The organism is Azospirillum sp. UENF 312511 (genome assembly GCF_058780635.1).
Map to the genome: position 1 here is coordinate 661,834 of NZ_JBSNCG010000001.1, position 17,134 is coordinate 678,967.

Annotated in this window: 20 protein-coding genes; 10 read left to right on the top strand and 10 right to left on the bottom strand. The window is 67.7% G+C overall.

Annotation, left to right across the window (positions count from 1 at the left end; all coding sequences use genetic code 11):
- Window positions 1–34 precede the first annotated feature (34 nt).
- Entirely contained in the window at window positions 35–349 is a 315-nt protein-coding gene (locus ACWPN7_RS02935) for a hypothetical protein (RefSeq protein WP_094303269.1), read from the bottom strand.
- Window positions 350–701: 352 nt separating this feature from the next.
- Here ACWPN7_RS02935 and ACWPN7_RS02940 point away from each other — a divergent pair, with 352 nt between their 5' ends.
- Window positions 702–1,136: a DUF983 domain-containing protein gene (locus tag ACWPN7_RS02940; RefSeq protein WP_040134426.1), complete on the top strand. Its 435-nt coding sequence runs from the start codon at window positions 702–704 to the stop codon at window positions 1,134–1,136.
- Between the two features lie 54 nt (window positions 1,137–1,190).
- Window positions 1,191–1,331 carry a hypothetical protein gene (locus ACWPN7_RS02945; RefSeq protein ID WP_175428789.1) on the top strand — a complete coding sequence of 47 codons (141 nt, stop codon included), beginning with the start codon at window positions 1,191–1,193 and terminating at the stop codon, window positions 1,329–1,331.
- Window positions 1,332–1,378: 47 nt separating this feature from the next.
- Here ACWPN7_RS02945 and ACWPN7_RS02950 read toward each other — a convergent pair whose 3' ends face one another.
- The 7 genes from ACWPN7_RS02950 to ACWPN7_RS02980 form a co-directional block, all read right to left on the bottom strand.
- Complete coding sequence (locus tag ACWPN7_RS02950; RefSeq protein ID WP_040134425.1) at window positions 1,379–1,630, bottom strand: hypothetical protein; 252 nt, start codon at window positions 1,628–1,630, stop codon at window positions 1,379–1,381.
- Between the two features lie 102 nt (window positions 1,631–1,732).
- Window positions 1,733–1,888, bottom strand: coding sequence for a hypothetical protein (locus ACWPN7_RS02955; protein ID WP_167555917.1), 156 nt, complete (start codon window positions 1,886–1,888; stop codon window positions 1,733–1,735).
- A 65-nt stretch (window positions 1,889–1,953) separates the two neighbouring features.
- Window positions 1,954–3,132 carry an NAD(P)/FAD-dependent oxidoreductase gene (locus ACWPN7_RS02960; RefSeq protein ID WP_459196641.1) on the bottom strand — a complete coding sequence of 393 codons (1,179 nt, stop codon included), beginning with the start codon at window positions 3,130–3,132 and terminating at the stop codon, window positions 1,954–1,956.
- Between the two features lie 89 nt (window positions 3,133–3,221).
- A complete protein-coding gene (locus ACWPN7_RS02965) occupies window positions 3,222–3,554 on the bottom strand; it encodes an HNH endonuclease (protein ID WP_040134423.1) in 333 nt (110 codons plus the stop codon).
- A gap of 35 nt (window positions 3,555–3,589) precedes the next feature.
- The gene (locus ACWPN7_RS02970; protein WP_200475509.1) at window positions 3,590–4,951 is read right to left on the bottom strand and encodes an ATP-binding protein; all 1,362 of its coding nucleotides are present in this window, start codon (window positions 4,949–4,951) and stop codon (window positions 3,590–3,592) included.
- Window positions 4,952–4,981: 30 nt separating this feature from the next.
- Entirely contained in the window at window positions 4,982–5,680 is a 699-nt protein-coding gene (locus ACWPN7_RS02975) for a response regulator (RefSeq protein ID WP_035676932.1), read from the bottom strand.
- Between the two features lie 99 nt (window positions 5,681–5,779).
- A complete protein-coding gene (locus ACWPN7_RS02980) occupies window positions 5,780–7,969 on the bottom strand; it encodes an ATP-binding protein (RefSeq protein ID WP_459196642.1) in 2,190 nt (729 codons plus the stop codon).
- A gap of 324 nt (window positions 7,970–8,293) precedes the next feature.
- On the opposite strand from ACWPN7_RS02980, the gene ACWPN7_RS02985 reads away from it, so the two are divergent.
- Both ACWPN7_RS02985 and ACWPN7_RS02990 read left to right on the top strand, forming a co-directional pair.
- Window positions 8,294–8,500, top strand: a complete 207-nt coding sequence (locus tag ACWPN7_RS02985; protein ID WP_014197503.1) for a cold-shock protein — start codon at window positions 8,294–8,296, stop codon at window positions 8,498–8,500.
- 168 nt (window positions 8,501–8,668) lie between these two features.
- A complete protein-coding gene (locus ACWPN7_RS02990; RefSeq protein ID WP_459196643.1) occupies window positions 8,669–8,935 on the top strand; it encodes a hypothetical protein in 267 nt (88 codons plus the stop codon).
- A gap of 56 nt (window positions 8,936–8,991) precedes the next feature.
- Here the strand turns inward: ACWPN7_RS02990 and ACWPN7_RS02995 are convergent, their stop codons facing one another.
- On the bottom strand, window positions 8,992–9,504 hold the full coding sequence (locus tag ACWPN7_RS02995) for a MarR family winged helix-turn-helix transcriptional regulator (protein WP_035676767.1): 513 nt from the start codon (window positions 9,502–9,504) through the stop codon (window positions 8,992–8,994).
- 140 nt (window positions 9,505–9,644) lie between these two features.
- Here ACWPN7_RS02995 and ACWPN7_RS03000 point away from each other — a divergent pair, with 140 nt between their 5' ends.
- Together ACWPN7_RS03000 and uvrB are read left to right on the top strand one after the other, a co-directional pair.
- The gene (locus ACWPN7_RS03000) at window positions 9,645–10,517 is read left to right on the top strand and encodes a branched-chain amino acid aminotransferase (protein WP_137117131.1); all 873 of its coding nucleotides are present in this window, start codon (window positions 9,645–9,647) and stop codon (window positions 10,515–10,517) included.
- Window positions 10,518–10,733: 216 nt separating this feature from the next.
- Entirely contained in the window at window positions 10,734–12,872 is a 2,139-nt protein-coding gene (uvrB, locus tag ACWPN7_RS03005) for an excinuclease ABC subunit UvrB (RefSeq protein WP_407824198.1), read from the top strand.
- Between the two features lie 63 nt (window positions 12,873–12,935).
- Here uvrB and ACWPN7_RS03010 read toward each other — a convergent pair whose 3' ends face one another.
- The gene (locus tag ACWPN7_RS03010; protein ID WP_459196644.1) at window positions 12,936–13,436 is read right to left on the bottom strand and encodes a hypothetical protein; all 501 of its coding nucleotides are present in this window, start codon (window positions 13,434–13,436) and stop codon (window positions 12,936–12,938) included.
- Window positions 13,437–13,667: 231 nt separating this feature from the next.
- On the opposite strand from ACWPN7_RS03010, the gene ACWPN7_RS03015 reads away from it, so the two are divergent.
- The 4 genes from ACWPN7_RS03015 (at window position 13,668) to ACWPN7_RS03030 (ending at window position 17,111) form a co-directional block, all read left to right on the top strand.
- Window positions 13,668–13,907, top strand: coding sequence for a helix-turn-helix domain-containing protein (locus ACWPN7_RS03015; protein ID WP_103039584.1), 240 nt, complete (start codon window positions 13,668–13,670; stop codon window positions 13,905–13,907).
- Window positions 13,908–14,032: 125 nt separating this feature from the next.
- Window positions 14,033–14,296 (top strand): hypothetical protein, encoded by a 264-nt coding sequence (locus tag ACWPN7_RS03020; RefSeq protein ID WP_051658266.1) that lies wholly within the window; start codon window positions 14,033–14,035, stop codon window positions 14,294–14,296.
- Window positions 14,297–14,460: 164 nt separating this feature from the next.
- Complete coding sequence (spbR, locus tag ACWPN7_RS03025; RefSeq protein ID WP_459196645.1) at window positions 14,461–15,576, top strand: SpbR family protein; 1,116 nt, start codon at window positions 14,461–14,463, stop codon at window positions 15,574–15,576.
- A 218-nt stretch (window positions 15,577–15,794) separates the two neighbouring features.
- Window positions 15,795–17,111, top strand: a complete 1,317-nt coding sequence (locus ACWPN7_RS03030) for an MFS transporter (protein ID WP_459196646.1) — start codon at window positions 15,795–15,797, stop codon at window positions 17,109–17,111.
- Window positions 17,112–17,134 lie beyond the last annotated feature (23 nt).

Consider the following 17,134-nt stretch of genomic DNA (forward strand, 5'->3'; position numbering starts at 1 on the left):
CGGTGCGGTGTTCCTCCCGCCTAACCGTAGGTGGCTAGCCGTCGGACATGCGCGGATGGTGGGGCAGGCGGCCCAGCCGGCCGACCCGTTCGGCCAGTTGCAGCGCCTCGACCACGTCGTCGAGCCGCCCGCACTGCATCAGCGTGTGGGCGTGAGTGTTGAGCGCGGCGACGACCGCGCGTTCGTCGGACACACCGTCGGCCGGGCGCCCGTCGCGATCGAGGATGACCGCACCGAGCGCGGCCAGCGCCTCCGCCGACAGATTTACGGCGTCGAGCATCGCCGCGTCGTCCTTCTCCGCGGCGTTCAGCACGGGTTCCAGCACCTCGGCGAGCAACCGGGGATTCATGAAGGCACGCTCCTGACGGCATCTGTGCTTTAAAACACTGAAGATGGCCCGTTGTGCCGCCGCCGCAAGCCGATGCCCCGTCAACTGAACGGGAGGTAGAGGCGCTTGCGCTTCCCAAATTCCACCGCCCGGAGGGGAGAGGGACCCTGAAACATGTCTGGCGGCTGGGAAGGCGCAGGCAGGCCTGAACCGGCGCACAGCCGTTAGCCTTGTCCCCGGCCGCATCTCCCATTTTGTATGAATTCCGGCGGCGTATTGGATGCATTCAAATTGACATTGTCAGCCTTGATGGTGCATACGATCACGCATTGCATGCAGGCATTGCTTGCCATTGCCCTCGAAGGAACACGCGATGTCATCCGAACAGGAGTGGCCGCCTCTTCCCCCGTTCAGCACCGGCGCGCGTGGTCGCTGCCCACGCTGCGGCCAGGGTCATCTGTTCAACGGCTTCCTGGCGCTGCGCTCCCACTGCGAGGTCTGCGGTCTGGACCACTCCTACGCCGATCCGGCCGACGGCCCCGCCTTCTTCGTCATCTGCTTCGCCTCCATTCCCACGGTCATCCTGGCGCTCTGGATCGAGGTAAAGTTCGAGGCCCCTTACTGGGTGCACCTCGTCACGACCCTGCCGTTCCTGTTGCTGACCTGTGTGCCGCCCTTGCGGCCGTTGAAGGGGTGGCTGGTGGCCAGCCAGTACGTCTACAAGGCTGAGGAAGCCCGTTTCGTTGCCGCCCCACCAACCCACCCGTCTGCGGCTCCGCCCGCAGACAAAATCTCACGCTCGACCTGACTGTCGTCAGGTTTCCTTGACGATAGACGGTGTCATAGCCTGGAGATGTTCAAAATGTACGACTGGTTCCCTTTGGTCTTCTTCCCATTCAAAATTATCGTGTTGGGAACGGGCATGTTCTTCGCCATCAAGTGGCATCACGATAAGGCGAAGCAGGAGAAAGCGAAGAAGGACAACGAAGCCAACGCATCGTAGGCGCCCGCCGAAAACAGCGGCCGCCATCGCAAGGCATCGGACAGGACTTACGCCTCCAGGACGGATTCGACCTCGGACAGGTCGCTCAGGCGGCGGGCCAGCTTGTCCGTGCACTGGATTTCCAGGATGCCGAAGCCGGCGTTGGGCGCGATCGCGTGAAGATCGCCGGCCATGCCGTTCTGGCTGGCGAAGCGCTTGAGCCGCTCCACCATGGCGTCGCGCTCGGGCCGGCCCGGACGCAAGCCGGGCAAGGGGCGGGTGAACAGGACCTTGTAGCGTTTGAACATGGCGTGAGCCATGGGAGAGGCTCCCGACCTGCGGAATGGAGATGGACGCGCCAGGGGATGTGGCACGTCCGCTCCATCGCTGCAAGCCTTTCGGGCCGGGATCAGTCCCCAGCCTCAGTCCTTGCTCGGCTCCACATTCTCCGCGCCCTTGCGGGTGCCGCCGAAACGGTCGGCGCCCTTGGCGTCAGGGGCATCCGGCTTCTTGTGGTTGCCGGTGTTCTGCTGGTCGTCGGTGTGCTTGACGGTTTCTTCGGTGTGGGGCTGCTTCATCGCGGGGCCTCATGCTCCGTTCGGAATGGTCACCCCATCAACCGGTCAGGCTCGCGCCCGTTCCCTCAGATCACATTCGTCTCCAGCAGGGGGCGGTTCTCCACCAGACGGTCGTAGGCGAAGGCCGACAGGTTCAGGCTGCGGTAGGCGCCGGTCGCTATCAACTCCGCCAGCCCGCGCCCGGCGCCCGGCGCCTGTTGCAGGCCATGACCGCTGAAGCCGTTGCAGAACAGGAAGTTACAAAGTTCCGGATGCGGCCCGATGACGGCGTTCTGGTCGATCTCGTTGTATTCGTAGAAGCCGGCCCAGGCGTTGGTGACCTTGATCGCCTCGAAGGCGGGGACGCGTTCGGCCAGCGCCGGCCACATCATCTCCTCGAACAGGTCGTGCTCGACCGTCAGGTCGTCGGTGTCCGGGTCGCGGTCGGCGGGCGGCGGGGCGCCGCAGATGAACTGCTTGCCCTCGGGCCGGAACCACACGCCGGACGGATCGATGACCAGCGGACAGCCGGGAAGCTCTTCCCGGCAGTCGAACACGAAGACGCAGCGCTTGCGCGCCGCCACCGGCAGGTCCACCCCGGCCATGGTGGCGACGCGGCGGGCCTGCGGCCCGGCGGCGTTGACCGCCACCCCGCAGGACAGCCGCCGCCCGTCGGCCAGACGCACCGCGGTGACCTTGCCCTCGGCGGTGTCGATGCCCGCGACCTCCCCGGCGATCATGGCGACGCCCAGCGCCTTGGCCTTGCGGCGGAAGGCCTGCATCAGGCTGTAGCCGTCGAACCAGCCCTCCCCGGACAGGCCGAGCGAGCCGAGCGCGATCCCCTCCACCGACAGCCAGGGGAAGCGGGCGGTCAGGTCCTCCGGCGACAGCAGCGCCACGTCGGCGCCGCAGGACAGCTGGATGGCGTTGTTCCGGCGCAGGATGTCCGCTCCGGCCCCGGTCGCCAGATAGAGATAGCCCGGTTCGCGCAGGCCCAGATCCACCGGATCGCCGTCCACGGACAGATGTTCCGTCGCGTTGCGGATGAAGGACAGGCCGAACTGCGACAGCGCGATGTTCGCCGGCGTCGAGAACTGCTGGCGGATCGAGCTGGCCGACAGGGCGGAGGAGGCGCGCTGGTAGGTCGGGTCCCGCTCCACCACCGCCACGGTGCCGCCGAAGCCGGGGTCGTTCGCCAGGAAATAGGCGACCGCGCAGCCCATCACACCACCGCCGACGATCACGACGTCGTACCGATCCGCCATCGAACGCTCCCGAATTAACCTTGTTTATCGTTCCGGTGATCGGGCCAGAAGGCGGGGCCGCCGTCAAGAGGGCTCAGGAGGCCCAGCGCTCACAGCCCGGCGATGGCGCGGGCGACCGTCATCCACTCGTCGCCCGGCTCGGCGTCGCGCAGCGCCAGAAGCGGCGGCCAGACGCCCAGTTGGCTGCGGCGGCGTTGGGTGACGAAGCGGTCGATCTCCTCCGGCGTCGGCAGGCGGTCGGCCTTGCGCTGGTTGCAGCGGCGGTGCGCCAGCACGACGTTCGGCGCCGCGTCGAGTCCGCCGTAGGCCAGCGGAATCAGATGGTCGAAGGTCGCCTTGGCCCCCACCGGCTCTCCGCAATAGAAGCAGCACCCGCCCTGTTGAACGTCCATGAGGCGGTACTCGTCGGGGCTGACGGGCATGGCAGGGTCTCCAGGGTGGGGGCCTCCTGTAAGGCTTACACCGGCAGGCGGATCAGCACGCGCAGGCCGCCGTAGGGGCTGTCGCTGAGCGTGATGTCGCCGCCGTGGCTGCGGACGACGTCGCGGGCGATGGTCAGCCCCAGCCCGGCGCCGCCGGTCGCCTGGTTGCGGGAGCTGTCCAGCCGGAAAAAGGGTTTGAACACATCGTCGCGGGACGCCTGCGGGATGCCCGGCCCGTCGTCGTCCACCAGGATGTCGATGAAGCCGTGCTCCCGCTCCGCCCGCACCCAGATGCGGTCGCCGTGGCGCCGGGCGTTGGACAGCAGGTTGGCGAGGCAGCGCCGCGTCGCGTTGGGGCGCAGCGGCAGGGTCAGCCCGTCCGGTGCTGCCAACGCCACCTCCGCCCCCTCGCGGCGGACGCCGGAGACCACCTCGTTGAGGATGCGGGTCAGGTCGGTCGGCTGAACGGTCTCCGTCCCTTCGCCGCGGGCGAAGGCCAAGTAGCCCTCGATCATCATCTCCATCTCGGTGACGTCGGTCAGAAGCTCCTCGACCTCCGGCCCGTCGCCCAGCATGTCCAGCGCCAGCTTCATGCGGGTCAGCGGCGTGCGCAGGTCGTGGCTGACGCCGGCCAGCATTTCCGTGCGTTGGGTGATCTGGCGGTGGATGCGCTCGCGCATGCGCAGGAAGGCGACGGCGGCCTGCCGCACCTCGGTCGCGCCCTCCGGCTTGAAGTTGCGCACGTCGCGGCCCTTGCCCAGCGCGTCCGCGGCGGCGGCCAGCCGCTTGATGGGGCGGATCTGGTTGCGCATGAAGATGATGGCGACGGTGAACAGCACCAGGGCCGAGCCGACCATCCACAGGATGAAGATGTAGCTGGTCGGGCTGAACAGGCGGCGTTCCGGCGACATAACCGACAGCACGCCGTCGGGCATCTGCACGCGGATCTCGTACCATTCGCGGGTGATCCGGGTGTTGATGGCGAAGGGCCGCCGCACCCGCTCGTGCAGCGCCTTGCTGAGCGTGTTCTCCAGCATGCCGCGCAGCTTCGGCGGGTGGTCGGGCAGGGTGCTGCCGGGCTCCAGAGTCACGATCAGGTCGGTGCTGCGCGCGGTGGCGGCCAGCGTCCAGTTGCGCCCTTCCGGGGTCGGGTCGTGCTCCAGCATGCCGATGACCATGGCGATGTCGCCGGCCACCGCGAAGGCCAGCCGGTTCGTCATGGTGTCCCAGTGCCGGTCGTAGAAGATCCAGGTGGCCACCGCCTGGGCCAGGATGACCGGCGTCACGATGATCAGCAGCGAACGGCCGAACAGCGTCCGGGGCAGGAACCGCTTCAGCAGCCCCGTCTGCTCGCGGCGCGGCATCGGCATCGGTGCGGCGGCGGTGTCGGTGGTCATGGTCCTGGTCCTGGCTTTCCGGCGGTCCCGTTACGGGTCCGGCCTCAACACATAGCCCTCGCCGCGCACCGTGTGGAGGTAGCGCGGCTCCCGCGGGTCGGGTTCGATCTTGCGGCGCAGCCGGGTCACCTGCACGTCGATGGTGCGGGCGTTGCCGGCGACCTTGCTGCGCTCCGTCAGCTCCTCGCGCGAGAAGATGGTGCCGGGGGAGGCGGCGAGCACGCGCAGCAGCCCGGCCTCCGCAGTGGTCAGCCGGACCACCTCCTCGCCCGCCCGCAGCTCGTCGCGGTCGGGCAGGTAGATCATCGGGCCGAGCTTGACCGGCTGCGGCGGCACCGGGTCCGCCGGGCGGCTGGCCTGACGGCGCAGGATCGAATTGATGCGCAGCAGCAGCTCGCGCGGGTTGAACGGCTTGGCGAGGTAGTCGTCGGCCCCGGCCTCCAGCCCGGCGATGCGGTCGTCCGGCTCGCCCCGCGCGGTCAGCAGCAGGATGGGCAGGTCGCGCTCCCGCCGCAGCGATTCGGTCAGCTCCAGCCCGGTCTCGCCCGGCATCATGATGTCGAGAACCAGCAGGTCGAAGGCGAGCCCGGCCAGCTTGGCTCGCGCCTCCGCCGCGTCCTTCGCGGTGGCCACCAGGAAGCCGTTGCCGGCGAGATACTTGCGCAGCAGCTCGCGCAGGCGGGTGTCGTCATCGACGACCAGAATATGGGGCTGGTCTTCTTCGGTCATGGCGCGACTGTAGCGCAAGCGGGCGCCGTGCACCAAGGGAAGCGGCAGCGGCGGGACAGGGCATCGGGCCGCACGTCAGGCCCCGCTTCAGGCCCCGCTTCAGGCGGCCGCGTCGGCGCCCGCGGTCAGCTCCGCCAGGGTGGTCAGGATGCGGTTGGGCGGGGCGGGCTTGGTCAGCACGAGGCAGCCCGCGTCCTTGGCGGCGCGCACGAGGTCGGCGGAGAGTTCCCCGGTGAGCAGGATGGCCGGAACGTCCCGTCCCAACACGCCGCGAAGCGTCTGGATGCCGCTCAGCCCGTCGGTGCCGCCGGGCAACCGGTAATCGCTGAGGATCGCCGAGGGCGCCTGGAGGGTCGCCTGGGCGGCGGCGAGGGCGGAATCGAAGCTGTCGGCCGCCATCACACCGGCCCCGGCCTGCTCCAGCAGCAGGGTCAGGGAGCTGCGCTGCAACGGATCGTCCTCGACCACCAGCACCCGCCGTCCGGACAGGCGCCCGGGAGAGGGTTCGGCGGTGCGCTCCGGAGGGATGGGGGGCGCCGCGGGGGGCGTCAACTCCGGCCGGGAAACCTCCACGGCCGGCGGGACGGCGGGGGCCGCGACGCGGGGCAGGGTGACGGCGAAGACCGAGCCGCGGCCGACCCGCGACCGGACCTCCAGCGGATGGCCGAGCAGGCGGGCGGTGCGCTCGACGATGGAGAGGCCGAGGCCGGCGCCGCGCGACCCGTCGCGGGCGGAGTTGCCGATCTGGTAGAATTCCTCCCAGATCGTGCCCAGCTCCGCCTTGGCGATGCCCTGGCCGCTGTCCCAGATTTCCACCCGCAGGCGGTCGCCGTGCGGCCGCACCCCGACGACCACCCCGCCGCGCGCCGTGTATTTGACGGCGTTGGACAGCAGGTTGCGCAGGATCGGCTGAAGCCGCGCCGGATCGCTGCGCACCCAGGCGTTGGTGGGCATTACGGTCAGCCGCAGGCCCTTGCCCTCGGCCTCTGCCCGCAGTTCGGCGGCGAGCTGGTCGAGCAAGGGGGCGAGGGGGAAGGCGGCGACCTCCACCGGCACCACCCCGGCCTCCAGCCGCGACAGGGTCAGCAGATCGTCGAGCAGCCGCTGCCCGGCCTGGAGCGACGCCGAGGCCATGGCGCCCAACTGCTGGAGCGTCGGGTTCGGCGCCTCCTTCAACAGCAGTTCGTGGAAGGCGGCCAGACCTTGCAGGGGCTGGCGCAGGTCGTGGCTGACCGTCGCCAGCACCTTCATCTTGGCGAGGCTGGCCATCTCCGCGCTGCGCAGGGCCTTCTCCAGGTCCGCCGTGCGCTGGCGGACGCGCTCGTCCAGGCTCTGGTTGGCGCGCAGAAGCTCCGCCCGGACCGTCTCCTCCCGCCGGGCGCCGGCCAGGGCAAAGGCGAACAGCAGGGACGCGCCGGTCAGGATGCCGCCGCTGACCGCCGTGGTCCACAGGGCGCGCTCCCGCCAGGGGGCCAGCACCTCGGCCAGGGGGCGGCTCGCCACCACGACGATCGGGAAGCCGGTCAGCATCCGCGCGGCGGTGATCTGCGTGCCCTCGATGATCGCCGGGCCGTCCGGCGGGTCCCAGGGCTGGGGCCAAGCGGTGGTGGGGGGCTCGACGGCGCTGTTCGGCGGCCATTCCGCCAGCTTCTCCTTGGCGCTGGTGAACAGGGCCAGCCGGGCACCCTCGCCCCAGCCGGCCTCCCCATACATCTGCGAGAAATAGGTGTTCCGGATGCCCGCCACCGCGATCGCCTGGAGGATTCCCTCCTCGTCGCGCAGGGCGCGGCTGATGGTGAAACGCCCCTGGCTGATGCCGGGGCCAGGGATTTCGGGGCCGGGCAGGTGGGACCCGACATGGAGGCCCAGCGGCGGTCCCTGGTTGACGCCCAGATGGGCCTGGGCATAGTCCCGCTCCGACAGGTCGCGGGGCGGCGGCGGGTGTTCCGCGCTGTCGAGAAGCAGTCGGCCCCGCGCATCGAGCGCCCAGACGCCGCCGACCTGCGGCAGGCGTTCGGCGCGGGCGTGCATCGCCGCCTGGATGCGCCGCCCTTCGGCGGGGTCGCGGCGGTCCCACCGTTCCAGCGCGTCGAGCAGCATGCGCAGCTGGGCGTCCCCGGCTTCGATGGCGCGGCTGGCGTGTTCGTCGAGCAGATGGGCGGTCGCGGCGAACTCGCGGCGGGCCTGTTCCAGCGTGACGTGGCGGTCGCGCGACACCGACAGGGCGGACACGCCGACGCACAGAGCGGCAAAGGTCAGGAACGCGGCCACGAGATGGGCACGCTGCATGCCGCCGGCTCCTTCAGGAAAGCTAAGTCAAAAGAATCGGGTTGCCAAAATCATGGGCTAAGCAACAAGCCGGGGACAACTCCGCCGAAGGGCAGGGACGACACCGACGAACGAGGCAAGAGTCGTGAGTCGAAACAAGTGGGCGGGGCTTTGCCCGAAGGGTTCGGGTTGCATCCCGGCCTTTCGATCCCCACATGAAAAGAGTCGAATTTCTTTGGGTCTACGGTCCGCTTGCAGATCGCTGCGTCTGGTCCTTCCCCTCGGTGATTTGATGTGAACCCGTGGCACGAGCGCCATGGGAAACCTCGTTCAAGGAACTACCAGATGGCTACTGGAACCGTGAAATGGTTCAACACCACCAAGGGCTACGGCTTCATCCAGCCGGATGACGGGACGGCCGACGTGTTCGTCCACATCTCCGCCGTTGAGCGGTCGGGCATCAACATTCATGAAGGCCAGAAGCTGTCCTACGAACTCCAGCGCGACCCCAAGAAGGGCAAAAGCGCCGCGGCCAACCTGAAGGAGGCGTGATTTTCCGCTCCGATTTTTTCGGAGCCGCCCGTTCAGGGGCCGCCCGTTCAGAAACCGGTTGCCCCCAATCCTGTAACAGCCGCTTCACAAAAGAAACGCATGCTCCATGGACCGCCGGGACCGCCCGGATGGTGCTATGGGGCACGATGACGATCACAGGAGGCATGCATGGCATCCGATAACCGCAGCGCGGATCGGAATGATCTCGACTCCATGACCCGCGAGTTTCTTGCGAAGGGGGGTAAAATCGTTCAGTGCCCGCCGGGGTCCTCGGACAGCGTGGTGTACAAGCGCACGTCCTTCCGCCGCCGCGGCGCCACGAACGCCGCGGGCAAGGACGGGGCGGAGGGCGCCGCCGGCACACCGCCGGCGGATGCGGCTCCGGCCGCCGCCGCCGCCGCCGCCGAGCCGGCCCAGACCCCGGCCAAGGATTGAGTTGACCGGAGAGTGAGTTGGCCGGGGTTTGACCCGACGGGTTTCCGGTCCGGTTCCTACCGCTTCACGGCGGCGAGCCGGGCCGGCACCGGGGGTGCGAACTTCACCCGGTCCTCCTCGTCCATCATGCCCAGCATCACCTTGCGGAAGCCCTCCACGGCCTCCGCCCCGGCCATGCGGTAGGCGCGGGCGATCCGCTGCCGCTGCGTTTCGGAAAGCTGGCGTTCCAGCTCCACGCCCTTTTCCGTCAGTTCCAGCAGACGCTGCCGCCGGTCCCGCACGCCCGTCTGCTGCTGGATGAATTCCTGCCGGACCAGCTCCCCCAGCACGCGCGACAGGCTCTGCTTGGTGATCTTCAGGATCGCCAGAAGCTCCGATACGGTGATCTTCGGGTAGCGCCCGACGAAATAGATGACGCGGTGGTGCGCCCGGCCGAAGCCGATCTGCGCCAGGATCTCGTCCGGCTCCGCGGTGAATTCCCGATAGGCGTAGAACAGCAGCTCCATGCCCGTGCGAAGTTCCTCTTCGCGCAGGAAAAGCTGGTTCACGCCCGCTTTTATGTCAGCCATGTTGACGTGATCGGTGCGATTCGTTACAAATGGGTCAATAAGCCAGACATAAACGAACAAAGCCCGCGAGACAAGCGCGGCTTTCGACATTTCCATTCCAAGTCCCGAGCAACGGGCCAAAGACCAAGGTGGGAGCCGCCATGTCCATCCTTCCCTTCGACGACCGCGACGGCGTGATCTGGTACGACGGCGCGCTGGTGCCGTGGCGCGACGCGAATCTGCACGTCCTGTCGCACGGCCTGCATTACGCGAGCTGCGTGTTCGAAGGCGAGCGCGTCTACAACGGCACGGTGTTCAAGCTGACCGAGCACAGCGAGCGTCTGGCCGCCTCCGCCCGCATCCTGGGCTTCGAGCTTCCCTATTCGGTGGCGGAGATCGACGCGGCGACCAACGAGACGGTGAAGGCGATGGGCTTCACCGACGCCTATGTCCGCCCGGTGGCGTGGCGCGGCAGCGAGATGATGGGCGTTGCGGCGCAATCCAGCCGCATCCACGTCGCCATCGCCGTCTGGCAGTGGCCGAGCTATTTCAGCCCCGAGGCGAAGATGGCCGGCATCAAGCTGACTTGGTCGCGCTGGCGCCGCCCGGCCCCGGACATGGCGCCGACGGCGTCGAAGGCGGCGGGTCTCTACATGATCTGCACGCTCTCCAAGCACGAGGCGGAGGCCGAGGGCTACCAGGACGCGCTGATGCTCGACTACCGCGGTTATCTGGCCGAGGCGACCGGGGCGAACCTGTTCCTGGTGATGGACGGCAAGATCCACACGCCGAAGCCCGACTGCTTCCTGGACGGCATCACCCGCCGCACGGTGATCGACCTCGCCAAGGCCCGCGGCATCGAGGTCATCGAGCGCCACATCCAGCCCGACGAACTGGCGAACACCCAGGAAGTCTTCTTGACCGGCACCGCCGCGGAGGTGACCCCGGTCGGCCAGATCGGCGACCACCGCTTCACGCCGGGCCGCGTCTGCGAAACGCTGGTGAAGGACTACGACGCGCTGGTGCGCGGGTAAGGGGCACGCCCTTTTTCCCTCCCCTGCATAGCTCTCGCGCAAACCAAAGGTTTGCGCTGACGCGGCAGGCGGACCATAGGTCCGCCGAGAGCGGGGGAGGGCCAGGGAGGGGGGAAGCGCGAGCAGACACTCCGGACAAGCCCACGCTCGACAGCGGGGGTGGGGTGGGCCATATACTCGGTTCCCGTTCCGTACCCCTGGCGCGAGCGCATCCGCATGTCCCATCCCGTCCTGACCGCCCTCCCGCAGAAGTCCCTGCCCAAGCTGGAGGCCGGCAAGAAGTTCGAACTGGTGTCGGAGTTCAAACCCTCTGGCGACCAGCCGCGCGCCATCGGGGAGCTGACCGAGGGGCTGCGCGCCGGCGAGAAGGATCAGGTGCTGCTCGGCGTCACCGGGTCCGGCAAGACCTTCACCATGGCGCACGTCATCCAGCACGTCCAGCGCCCCACCCTGGTGCTCGCCCCGAACAAGACGCTGGCGGCGCAGCTCTATGGCGAGATGAAGTCCTTCTTCCCGAACAACGCGGTGGAATACTTCGTCTCCTACTACGACTACTATCAGCCGGAAGCCTACGTTCCGCGCACCGACACCTTCATCGAGAAGGAATCCTCGATCAACGAGCAGATCGACCGGATGCGCCACTCGGCGACGCGGGCGCTGCTGGAACGGGACGACGTCATCATCGTGGCGTCGGTGTCCTGCATTTACGGTATCGGTTCGGTCGAGACCTATTCGGAGATGACCGTCGATCTGCGCAAGGGCCAAGTCGTCGCCCAGCCCGACCTGCTGCGCAAGCTGACCGAGCTTCAGTACAAGCGCAACGACGCAGCCTTCGGGCGCGGCCTGTTCCGAGTGCGCGGCGACACGGTGGAGCTGTTCCCCGCCCACATGGAGGACCGCGCGTGGCGCATCTCGCTGTTCGGCGACGAGATCGAGGGCATCCACGAGATCGATCCGCTAACCGGCGAGAAGATCGCCTCGCTGGAGGCCGTGCGCATCTATCCCAACAGCCACTATGTGACGCCCAAGCCGACGCTCAATCAGGCCATCGAGCAGATCAAGCGCGAGCTGAAGCTCCGGCTGGAGGAGTTCAACGCCCAGGGCAAGCTGCTGGAGGCGCAGCGGCTGGAGCAGCGCACGACCTTCGACATTGAGATGATGGCGGCCACCGGCGCCTGCGCCGGCATTGAGAACTATTCCCGCTACCTGACCGGCCGCGCGGCGGGCGAGCCGCCGCCGACGCTGTTCGAGTATCTGCCGGGCGACGCGCTGCTGATCGTGGACGAAAGCCACGTCATGGTGCCGCAGATCGGCGGCATGTACCGTGGCGACCGGATGCGCAAGGAAACCTTGTCCGAATACGGCTTCCGCCTGCCCAGCGCCATGGACAACCGCCCGCTGAAGTTCGAGGAGTGGGAGGGCATGCGCCCGCAGACGGTCTTCGTCTCGGCCACCCCCGGCCCCTGGGAGATGGAGCGCACCGGCGGCGTCTTCGCCGAACAGGTGGTCCGCCCGACCGGCCTGATCGACCCGGAGGTGATCATCCGGCCCACCGAGACGCAGGTGGACGACCTGATCCACGAGTGCAAGGAGGTGGTGGCGAAGGGCAACCGCGTGCTGGTCACCACGCTGACCAAGAAGATGGCCGAGGCGCTGACCGAATACATGCACGAGGCGGGGCTGCGCGTGCGCTACATCCACTCCGACGTGGAGACGCTGGAGCGCATCGAGATCATCCGCGACCTGCGGCTCGGCGCCTACGACGTGCTGGTCGGCATCAACCTGCTGCGCGAGGGGCTGGATATTCCCGAATGCTCGCTGGTCGCCATCCTGGACGCCGACAAGGAAGGTTATCTGCGCTCCAAGACCTCGCTGATCCAGACCATCGGCCGCGCCGCGCGGAACGTCGAGGGGCGCGCGATCCTCTACGCCGACAAGATCACCGGCAGCATGCAGTACGCCATCGACGAGACGGCGCGCCGCCGCGAGAAGCAGCGGGCGTACAATCTGGAGCACGGCATCACGCCGGAATCCGTGAAGAAGGCGATCGGCGACATTCTGGAGAGCGTGTACGAGCGCGGCGACCACGTCACCGTGAAGACCGGCCTGAACACGTCGGAACTGGTCGGCCACAATCTGAAGTCCGTGATGGCCGACATGGAGAAGCGCATGAAGGCCGCCGCCGCGGACCTGGAGTTCGAGGAGGCCGCCCGCCTGCGCGACGAACTCCGCCGTTTGGAGGCGATGGACCTCGGGCTGGAGCAGCCGGGCAGCATCGGCATCAGCTCCGCCCGCCAGGGCCGCGGCATTCCCGAGGGCGCTCCGAAGAAGCAGGGCCGCCGGGGACGGCGCTGATCGCCACATCACCACCCTCTCCCTCCGTCGCGGGGGAGGGTGGGGCGAGGCTTTCCTCTTTCCCTAGGCCCCCGTCATGGTCTGCAAATCCTTCAGCGCCGCGCCGAGGATGGGCCAGGGAAACTCCGTCTCTTCCGCGCCGTAGGTTTCGCGGAGCGCCACCGCGACGGTGAGCTTCACCACGATCCCACGCAGGGAACGCGCCGGCACATGTTCGGCCCGTGCGGTCAGGGCATCCACCCGTTTCCATGCCGCGTCCTCCTCCCGTTCCATGACATCCAGCCCGAGCCGCTGAGCCTCCATGTCCCAGCGCTCCTGTTGTTGGTCGAGATCCGCCACCAGCCGGCCGTACCGCTCCTTCGCATCCGCCGCTCCGACGAGTGCCCGCGTCACGTCCCGCTCGGTCGTGGCGTAGACGTCTCTCCGCCCGCTGGCCCCGCGCGCGACCAGCACCCGCGGATAACCGAACCGGGCGACCATCTCCCGCTCGATCCGCCGCCGTTCCGTCTCCTTCGCCCGAGCGTCTTTGAGGGCAGTGCACCACTCCTGCCAGAGCGCCAGCATGGGGTCGTCCGAGTCCTGGTTGATTTGGTTTCGGATTGCATTGTCGATTGTTGGAATCGTCATTGGCGCAGACGTTGCGCCAGCCAGAAGGCGGCGACGGGAGAGTTTGGGCACCGCAAACCTCCGGAAAAAGTATTGAAAAACGATGTTTACATCATATTACGAAGCTTACAGCGGGCAAGCGAAAAAGGATGAATATACGGTTTTTCGAAGCCTTGGCAAAATGCGGCCATGATCACACCAGCCCAATGCCGAGCCGCTCGCGGCCTACTCGATTGGACCCAAGAGGAACTCGCAAAAGCCGCCCAGGTAAGTGCGATCACCATTCGCGGATTCGAGAAGGAGGCGTCGTCGCCACGCCGTGCAACCCTTGCCGCGTTGCGTCAGGCGTTGGAAGCGGCTGGGGTGGAATTTACCTTTGAGGGCGGAGTTCAACCGGGCGTTCGCCAACGAAAAATCGGCTCGATATGATGCTTCCTTTAATTGGGGGGTGTCTTTTCACTCTTGGACATCCTTCGGAATAATTTCCCCAAATCAGGCGTTCATCCTGCCAGTACGGCCCACTCGCCGGGCCGCGATCCCTGACAGGAACGCCCATGTCGACGCTCCGCTCGCTGTCCCTTCTGACCTTTGCCGCCCTTCTGCTGTCCGGCTGCTACGTCGCCGCCGGGACTCCCGGTCCCGTCTACGGCTACGGACACCGGTCCTATGGCTACGGCTATTACGAGCGCCCGCAGTATCGCTATTACGCGCCGCCGCCTGTCGTGTATGGCCGCCCCTATTACGGTGGCTATTACGGGGGGCATCGCGGCGGTCACCATGGCGGCCCTCGTCATCATCACCGGCACGGCGGCTGGTGATGGGGCGGCTGGTGAAGCGCGGCCCAGCCCAGCCCAGGGCAGGCAATCGTCGTTAACAAAGGCTCAATGCTTTGGTCCGATCATGACCTGAATACATTCGTTCTCGCTGATGCACGAATCCGAGGCGCAGGGAGCGAAGCAGGGCAGGAAAGGGTCCGGGACCCATGAGCGACCAACTCACCAAGGATGACGTGTCCCGGCTGTTGTCGGATCCGTCGCCGAACAGCCGTTCCGAACTGGCGGTCAAGATCGCCAAGCAGTTTTCCGCAACCACCTTGTCAGACAGCGAGCGCCGGCTCGCCGAAGACATCATCCGCTTCATGGCGCGCGACGCCGTGGTGCGCGTGCGCCAGTCGCTGGCCGAGAATCTGAAGGCCAACCCGGCGTTGCCGCGCGACGTCGCGCTGATGCTGGCGCGCGACGTGGAGGCCGTGGCGATCCCGGTGCTCAGCGTCTCCACGGTGCTGAACGACGCCGACCTCGTCGAGCTGGTGCGGACTGGAACGGACGCCAAGCACACCGCCATCGCACAGCGTCCGGCCCTGTCGGCCAGCGTCGCCGACGCGCTGATCGACACCGCGTCGGAGGGGGCCGTGGCGGTCCTGGTCGCCAATGAGAGCGCTGATCTCGGCGAGCAGACGCTCGGCCGGGTCATCGAGCGCTTCGCCGACAGCGAAACCGTGCAGGAACCGCTGGTCCAGCGCGCCCGCCTGCCGATCACCATCGCCGAACGGCTGGTCGCCGTGGTCTCGGAAAAGCTCCAGCAGCATCTGGTGACCAACCACGACCTTCCGGCCAAGGTCGCCGCCGACCTGATCCTGCAAAGCCGCGAACGCGCCACCGTCGCCCTCTTCTCCGGAGAAAGCGATGAGGGCGCGCTGGAGCGGCTGGTCGCGCAGCTGTCGCGCAGCGGCCGCCTGACGCCGTCGCTGCTGGTGCGGGCGCTGTGCATGGGCGACAGCGCCTTTTTCGAGACGGCGCTGTCCCATCTTGCCAACGTGCCGCTGACCAACGCCCGCCTGCTGATCCACGACGCCGGACGGCTGGGTCTGAAGTCCATCTACGACAAGGCGAAGCAGCCGTCGGCGTTGCTGCCGGCCTGCCGGATCGCCCTGGACGTGCTGAAGGAAACCCCTTACGACGGCGAGGCGCACGACATCGAACGCCACCGCCGCCGGGTGATCGAGCGCATCCTGACCCAGTACGAGGATCTGGCGGCGGAAGATTTGGACTACCTGCTCGACAAGCTGGGCGATCTCATGCGTATGGAAACGAGATAACGCCGGCAGCTTCGAAGATTGCGTAATGCGCTGTTTTCGGTTGCGATTGTAAGCGGTTCTGGCAACTTTTCATTTGCCGAAGCTTTGACGTGATCTGATCGCCCCGCCACGATCACCTTGAGCGAGCCACCCCGTGGTGCCGTTTTGCGGTGCCCGCTGTTCCTAACCTTTGCGTCTGGCCGCGGTCTTTCTGCCAGAACCTTGGAAGGGAGAGCGCGTTGCCTGCTGACGGACATGGAGGGGAGCCGGCGCCTTCGGGCGAATCCGGCCGGGGCTTCCGGCCGGCCTCGCTGGATGCCGTGAATTTCCTGCTGGCGGATGTGCGGGGGGCGCTCGGTCCCTACCTCAACGTCTTTCTGGTGACCCAGCAGCATTGGAGCCAGTCGGAAGTCGGTCTGGTGACGAGCTTGGCCGGCTGGCTCGGGCTTGCCGTGCAGACGCCGATCGGGGCGGCCATCGACGCCACCCACCGCAAGCGCGAGGCCATCGTCCTGGCGCTGGTCGTGCTGGGTGCGGGGGCGCTGTGCATCTACCTGTTCCCCAACTTCTGGCCGGTCCTGATCGCGAACACGTTGATTGCGGTGGTCGGGGACGTGTTCGGCCCGGCAGTGGCGGCCCTGACCCTCGGTCTCGTCCCGCAACGCCTGCTCGCCCGGCGGATGGGGCGCAACGCCGCCTTCGACCATGCGGGCAACGTCGCCGTGGCGGCGCTCGCCGGGCTGGTCGGCTGGCTGTTCTCCCAGCAGGCGGTGTTCCTACTGGTGCCGGTGTTCGCCGTCCTGTCGTCGCTCGCCGTCCTGTCGATCCCGGCCTCCGCCATCGACCAGCGCCGCGCCCGCGGGGTCGAGGCGTCGGCAGGCGGCGGGTCGGAAGGCGGTGCGGGCGACGGGGAGAAGGTCTCCGGCATGGGCATCCTGGTCCAGTGCCGGCCGCTGCTGATCTTCGGCAGTTGCGCCTTGCTGTTCCATTTCGCCAACGCCCCCCTGCTGCCGCTGGTCGGGCAGAAGCTGGCCGCGGCGCACCCGGAATGGGCGACGGTCATGATGTCGTCCTGCATCATCGCCGCCCAACTCGTCATGCTTCCCATCGCCATCCTGGTGGGACGGACGGCGGACTGTCTGGGCCGCAAGCCGATCCTGCTGGTCGGCTTCGCCATCCTGCCGTTGCGGGCCGTCCTCTACACCCTGTCGGACAACAGCGCCTGGCTGATCGGCGTCCAGCTTCTGGACGGGGTGGGCGCCGGGATCTTCACCGCCCTGACTCCGCTGGTGATCGCCGACCTGATGCGCGGAACCGGGCGCTACAACCTCGCCTTCGGGGCGGTCGCCACGATGCAGGGGGTGGGGGCTGCGACCAGCGGCTTCGTCACCGGCGTGATCGTGGACCGCTTCGGCTATTCCGCCGCCTTCCTCACCGCCGGGGCGATGGCGCTGATCGCGCTGGCCGCCCTGTTCCTGGGGCTGCCGGAAACCGCGCCGTCCAGCCCCGCCGAAGCCAAACCGGGAGCCTTGCCGGAGCCCGGCCTCGCCGAGTAGGCGGGCCGAAGCCGGGGGCGCAT

Bases quoted from the DNA above. Each gene is read 5' to 3' on its own strand.
- ACWPN7_RS02935 (WP_094303269.1), bottom strand. From the start codon at position 349: ATGAATCCCCGGTTGCTCGCCGAGGTGCTGGAACCCGTGCTGAACGCC.
- ACWPN7_RS02940 (WP_040134426.1), top strand. From the start codon at position 702: ATGTCATCCGAACAGGAGTGGCCGCCTCTTCCCCCGTTCAGCACCGGC.
- ACWPN7_RS02945 (WP_175428789.1), top strand. From the start codon at position 1,191: ATGTACGACTGGTTCCCTTTGGTCTTCTTCCCATTCAAAATTATCGTG.
- ACWPN7_RS02950 (WP_040134425.1), bottom strand. From the start codon at position 1,630: ATGGCTCACGCCATGTTCAAACGCTACAAGGTCCTGTTCACCCGCCCC.
- ACWPN7_RS02955 (WP_167555917.1), bottom strand. From the start codon at position 1,888: ATGAAGCAGCCCCACACCGAAGAAACCGTCAAGCACACCGACGACCAG.
- ACWPN7_RS02960 (WP_459196641.1), bottom strand. From the start codon at position 3,132: ATGGCGGATCGGTACGACGTCGTGATCGTCGGCGGTGGTGTGATGGGC.
- ACWPN7_RS02965 (WP_040134423.1), bottom strand. From the start codon at position 3,554: ATGCCCGTCAGCCCCGACGAGTACCGCCTCATGGACGTTCAACAGGGC.
- ACWPN7_RS02970 (WP_200475509.1), bottom strand. From the start codon at position 4,951: ATGACCACCGACACCGCCGCCGCACCGATGCCGATGCCGCGCCGCGAG.
- ACWPN7_RS02975 (WP_035676932.1), bottom strand. From the start codon at position 5,680: ATGACCGAAGAAGACCAGCCCCATATTCTGGTCGTCGATGACGACACC.
- ACWPN7_RS02980 (WP_459196642.1), bottom strand. From the start codon at position 7,969: ATGCAGCGTGCCCATCTCGTGGCCGCGTTCCTGACCTTTGCCGCTCTG.
- ACWPN7_RS02985 (WP_014197503.1), top strand. From the start codon at position 8,294: ATGGCTACTGGAACCGTGAAATGGTTCAACACCACCAAGGGCTACGGC.
- ACWPN7_RS02990 (WP_459196643.1), top strand. From the start codon at position 8,669: ATGGCATCCGATAACCGCAGCGCGGATCGGAATGATCTCGACTCCATG.
- ACWPN7_RS02995 (WP_035676767.1), bottom strand. From the start codon at position 9,504: ATGGCTGACATAAAAGCGGGCGTGAACCAGCTTTTCCTGCGCGAAGAG.
- ACWPN7_RS03000 (WP_137117131.1), top strand. From the start codon at position 9,645: ATGTCCATCCTTCCCTTCGACGACCGCGACGGCGTGATCTGGTACGAC.
- uvrB (WP_407824198.1), top strand. From the start codon at position 10,734: ATGTCCCATCCCGTCCTGACCGCCCTCCCGCAGAAGTCCCTGCCCAAG.
- ACWPN7_RS03010 (WP_459196644.1), bottom strand. From the start codon at position 13,436: ATGCTGGCGCTCTGGCAGGAGTGGTGCACTGCCCTCAAAGACGCTCGG.
- ACWPN7_RS03015 (WP_103039584.1), top strand. From the start codon at position 13,668: ATGATCACACCAGCCCAATGCCGAGCCGCTCGCGGCCTACTCGATTGG.
- ACWPN7_RS03020 (WP_051658266.1), top strand. From the start codon at position 14,033: ATGTCGACGCTCCGCTCGCTGTCCCTTCTGACCTTTGCCGCCCTTCTG.
- spbR (WP_459196645.1), top strand. From the start codon at position 14,461: ATGAGCGACCAACTCACCAAGGATGACGTGTCCCGGCTGTTGTCGGAT.